Source organism: Acidiphilium sp. PA, assembly GCF_026191915.1.
GTDB lineage: Bacteria > Pseudomonadota > Alphaproteobacteria > Acetobacterales > Acetobacteraceae > Acidiphilium.
The window spans coordinates 1-4,578 of sequence record NZ_JAIMBY010000063.1 but is presented as its reverse complement, the minus strand read 5'-3'; the positions used below and the strand labels follow the sequence as shown (position 1 = coordinate 4,578).

The 4,578-nt window shown below is 57.8% G+C and carries 4 protein-coding genes and 3 pseudogenes; 3 read left to right on the top strand and 4 right to left on the bottom strand.

Annotated elements, in window-relative coordinates; all coding sequences use genetic code 11:
• Positions 1 to 255 precede the first annotated feature (255 nt).
• Entirely contained in the window at positions 256 to 672 is a 417-nt protein-coding gene (locus tag AruPA_RS21345) for a transposase (RefSeq protein WP_265638746.1), read from the top strand.
• A gap of 404 nt (positions 673 to 1,076) precedes the next feature.
• Positions 1,077 to 2,414, top strand: coding sequence for an EAL domain-containing protein (locus tag AruPA_RS21340; RefSeq protein WP_265638745.1), 1,338 nt, complete (start codon positions 1,077 to 1,079; stop codon positions 2,412 to 2,414).
• A 44-nt stretch (positions 2,415 to 2,458) separates the two neighbouring features.
• On the opposite strand, the gene AruPA_RS21335 is transcribed toward AruPA_RS21340, so the two are convergent.
• Together AruPA_RS21335 and AruPA_RS21930 are read right to left on the bottom strand one after the other, a co-directional pair.
• Positions 2,459 to 2,935: a transposase gene (locus AruPA_RS21335; RefSeq protein ID WP_408859143.1), complete on the bottom strand. Its 477-nt coding sequence runs from the start codon at positions 2,933 to 2,935 to the stop codon at positions 2,459 to 2,461.
• Positions 2,916 to 3,485, bottom strand: a pseudogene (locus AruPA_RS21930) (transposase); the annotation flags it as partial. The pseudogene AruPA_RS21930 and the gene AruPA_RS21335, both read right to left, overlap by 20 nt.
• 64 nt (positions 3,486 to 3,549) lie before the next feature.
• Between AruPA_RS21930 and AruPA_RS21325 the strand changes: the two are divergent.
• A pseudogene (locus AruPA_RS21325) lies at positions 3,550 to 3,807 on the top strand (transposase); the annotation flags it as partial.
• A gap of 30 nt (positions 3,808 to 3,837) precedes the next feature.
• Here AruPA_RS21325 and AruPA_RS21320 read toward each other — a convergent pair.
• Together AruPA_RS21320 and AruPA_RS21315 are read right to left on the bottom strand one after the other, a co-directional pair.
• On the bottom strand, positions 3,838 to 4,101 hold the full coding sequence (locus AruPA_RS21320; protein ID WP_265638742.1) for a hypothetical protein: 264 nt from the start codon (positions 4,099 to 4,101) through the stop codon (positions 3,838 to 3,840).
• Positions 4,062 to 4,424, bottom strand: a pseudogene (locus AruPA_RS21315) (transposase); the annotation flags it as partial. The pseudogene AruPA_RS21315 and the gene AruPA_RS21320, both read right to left, overlap by 40 nt.
• Between the last annotated feature and the right edge of the window lie 154 nt (positions 4,425 to 4,578).

Below are 4,578 nucleotides of genomic sequence, written 5' to 3'. Positions count from 1 at the left end.
CACAGTCGTGGCGCGCGGCACGCCGTGGGAGACTAACGGACCGATCACGATTGCCTAACGCAGACTGTTCCTTGGTTCGACCGAGGACGGCCTGTTCCTTCGTCCCGACCTGCCCCGCTCTCGCCGTCGCGCGCAGGACTTGTCAAGCATGGGCGCAGCCCACCGCGTAGCGGCGCGAAGCGTGCTTGACGAGACCGAGCACGGCGGCAGACTTGGGGGAGGAGAGGACAAATCAAAGGCGGGGGCAGGCGATGAATTAATGGTTGCTACCGGCACCACCGCAGACTGCCCATCGAATGCCAGATCACCGCTGCCAGCACGCAAGACCGCGACGCACTCGCGCCGCTGCTGGGGACCGTTCGCCGCAAGAGCCCTTGGGTGAAAAGGGCTTTCGTTGACGGGGGTTATCAAGGCGATGAGGCGCAGCGAGCGGCGTTCGAAGCCAGCCGCATTACCGTAACGGTCGTCAAGCGGAAAGATAAGGAGGTCAACGGGTTCGTCGTGTTGCCCAAGCGCTGGGTGGTCGAGCGAACGCTCGGCTGGATCAACCGCGCGCGTCGCCTGTCAAAGGCCTTCGAAGCGACGATCAACTCAGCGCTCGCATGGTTGCAACTGGCGCTCGCCTTCCCGATCATGCGGCGATTGGCAATGCCGAAAATCCAACCGGCTTGAATTTCGAGTCGGGTTCGTACGCCTGCGTCTGATCGTGATGTCGAGCGGCGCGTGTGCTCGGCATCGTCGGCGGCTGTGGGCACGGTTTTCATGCGGTTTTCATGCGCTTCTCCTCTGAAATGGGGGAACCGCAGGGCAGGGCAGGGCAGGGCAGGGCAGGGGAGGGGACTGAGGGCAGGACGCAGTTTCCGGGAGCAAGCCTGGGTCCGTGCGGATATCGCTTCGACCCACATCCGGAGCGTCCCGGCACTATGACGGCGAAGAAGACTGCGTCGTGTGTCAAATTTTTGTGAGCCGGGATTTACATGATCGTATTGTCAAATAGATCGCGATGCGCCAACGTGATGCGCCGTCAGTGCTTTTATTTTTCTCTTTCGTGATAGTTTCAGTTTGTATGAGGGGAAATGGTTCAAAGACTAAAATCGTCCTCTGGGGATAAAATTTCAAGCACTAAGTGGGGTGTACCCATTGCTGACCCTTTAGGTCATGATAAAAAGTACGAAACAGAAGCCAGTTTTCGTTCAATCGAAGAATTTATTCTAGGTGTTGGGTTTGGTGAAAAAAAACGATCAGTACATTTGCCGAGCATATTGCGGGTGATACGTGCACATCTGGATATGGATGTCGCTTTTATTTCGGAATTCAAAGAGGGACGTCGCTATTTCAAGTATGTCGACCAGGATGATAATGGTGAATCGCTGATTCCAGGGACCTCTGATCCGCTCGAGGATACCTACTGCCAAAGGATCGTGGATGGTAGGCTTCCCGAGCTCATTCCAGATACCTCCGTGGTGCCGGCTGCTCGTGTTCTGGCTGCGACGGTGGCAGGTCTTGTCGGGTCGCATTTAAGTATTCCGATCAAGCGCAGAAACGGTGAGGTTTTTGGGACATTCTGTTGCTTCAGTTCTGCTCCACACCATTCGTTAAATGAGCGAGACCACAGACTGATCCGGGCTTTTGCCCAGATTGTAGCCGAGCAAATAGAGGACAATCTGGTAGCGCAGGACCTGCGCTTGGCAATGGAAGATCGAGTCGGCTCGTTGATGGCAGGAAACGGTCTCACGATGGCATACCAGCCGATTTATCAAATCACAGACAGTAAGGTCGTGGGATTTGAAGCGCTTGCTCGGTTTTCGGATCCCCCTCTCCAAGGTCCGGATGTTTGGTTCAGAGAGGCTGGACAGGTCGGCCTTGGTGTTTTGCTTGAAATCAGGGCAATCGAATTAGCTTTGCAGGGGATGGGCCAACTGCCGGGCAACATCTATGTCTCAATGAATGCCTCTCCGGAGACCGTGCTTGAAGGTGGTTTAGGGGAACTTTTTCACGCGATGCCGCTTGAGCGCATCGTCCTTGAAGTAACAGAGCGAGAGGCGGTCGAGGCGTATGAACCCCTCAAATCGGCGATAGCGCCGTTACGCAACCGAGGATTGCGGCTTGCAATTGATGACGCGGGCGCAGGATATGCGAGCTTTCGCCACATCCTGAACCTCGCTCCTGAAATTATCAAATTTGATATTAGCATTACAAGAAACATTGATAACGATCGTTCACGACAAGCCCTGGTGACGGCGTTGGTTGGATTTGCAAAAACAACGGGATGCGAAATTGTTTCAGAAGGTGTGGAAACGGCCGCCGAACTTGCCGCATTATGCCGCCTTGGAGTCAATCACGCACAAGGGTATTTTCTGGATAGACCCATGCCGATCAAGAGAGCAATGGTCCTAGCTGACCGCCTCTCTTGAATGGATTGCGCAACCCGATGTCTGGAACAGAGGGCGAGGGGTGGTCAGGTGTCCTGGTAGTCCCACTTGATGTAGGCCTTGGTGTCGGCGGCCCATTTTTCATCGATTTCTACGAGGGCGGCGCTGACGAGGCGTTCGAGCGAGGCTTCGTTGGGGAAGACCCTGATTTTGGTGGTGCGGCGTTTGAGTTCCTGCTGGATGCCGCGTTCCATGGGGTTGGAGGTGCGAAGCCGGCTCTGGTGGGGTTCTGGCAGCGTGAAGGCGGTGAGGCCTTCGGGGATATTTCGTTCGAGCCAATCGGCGAGCTTTGGTGCGGTGTCGGGATAGGCATTGACGAGGGTTGTGAGAGCGATCTGGGCAGCGGCGAGGGAATTGGTGTTCCAGACGGTCCGGAGTTCTGCGCCGATGCGTTTGCGGATGGCGTAGTTGGGGGCGTGGTGGATGGCGGGCGAGGTGGAACTGGCATCGTTGCCAGTATGCGGCGCCGAACACGGCGCGTCGTGCGGCGTGCAATCCGGCATGGTCATCGGAGACGATGAATTCGACGCCGCGCAGGCCACGCTGATGGAGGCTTTCGAGGAAGGCACGCCAATGGACTTCGGCCTCGGAAAGGGCGACCGAGACCCCGAGGACACGGCGGCGTTCATCGGGTCCTATACCGATGGCCGAGAGCATGGCGGCATCGCGGACGACGCCATTATCGCGCATTTTTTCATATCTGGCGTCGAGGATGAGGTAGCGGATCTCGGCGAGGGGTCGGGTGCGCCAGGCGGCGAGTTCGTCATCGAGCAGCTGGCTGGCGCGGCTGACCTGAGCGGAAGAGAGGCTTTCGATGCCGAATTCGCGCATGACGGCCTCGACGTCGAGGGTGGAGACGCCTTTGATGTACATTTCGGCGACGGCGAGCATGACGGCGCGGACCGAGCGTCGGCCGCGTTCGAGGGACTGTGGGTAGAAGGGTTCGCCCACGTGACCGGCGGTTTTGGGGACATCGACGGTGATCGACCCGGCCGGGGTATCGATCCGCTTGGGCTTGTAGCCATTGGCGTAACCCTGAGAGCCTGACCGCAAAAGATAGTTGAGCGATGTCAGTAGGTTGTGATTCTGTCGGTTTGCAGCAACAGACGGATTCGCAATGGCTTGGACTGAAACCGCTCGGCAACGATATTGCCGGGCCGGATTGCGCTACGCAAGCGACCTCACCGACGCCGAATGGGCCTTGATCGAACGATTCATGCCCTTGCCGCCGCATCGAGGCCGGCCCCGCACGGTGGTGCTACGAAGGATTGTGGAGGCCATCTTCTACATGCTGTCGACCGGTTGCCAGTGGCGGCAGATCCCGAAGGAATTCGCGCCGTTCACCACTGTGCAGGGGTATTTTTACCGCTTCTGTGTACCCATCCGGTCAGGGCCGCGGACGAGTCTATTTGGCTCTATCTCGGTGGATAACGATTAGCTCGCGCAGATTTTCGATGCCAAAGTTGGTGAAGGCTATGACGCCATCGTCGCTGAGGTTGTAAACCCAGATTAGGCCGTCTTCGGGTTCCATCTCGTTGGCGATTTCCGCGAGCCACTCCTCATTCTCGCCGAGGTCCCTGGCGACACGGTCAATCGTGAAGACGTGGTGGACTTTGTTGGTCTGCACGATCAGGCGGCCAGGGCCTTGGGTTGCGGCGTCCAGTTCCATGGCATCAATTCCTCGATCCTGTGTGCTGGATGATTGGCGATGCGTCTGAGGATGTCGGCAAGCCAGGCCTGCGGGTCGACGTTGTTCATTTTTGCGGTCGTGATCAGGCTGTACATCATGGCCGCCCTTTGACCGCCGCGATCGGAACTGGCGAATAACCAAGCCTTTCTGCCCAAAGCCAGGGTTCGCAGCGCGCGTTCTGCGGCGTTATTGCTGAGACAAATCCGGCCGTCGGTCAGGAACCGGGTGAAGGCCGGCCAGCGGTTCAGCATGTAGTCGATCGCCTTGGCGACATCGCTGTGGCGCGAGAGTTTGGCCCGCTCGGCGAGCTATGGTGGAATTTGGGTGATGGCGGTGATCAGGCGGCGTTCTGTGCTGGCGTCTCGATCACCTCGACGCCGTCCCGGAAAGTAATGCCCTGGATGACCTTGGGCAACTGGTTTTCTCCGTTGAGTTTGCGCCAGGTTTTGGCGGCTG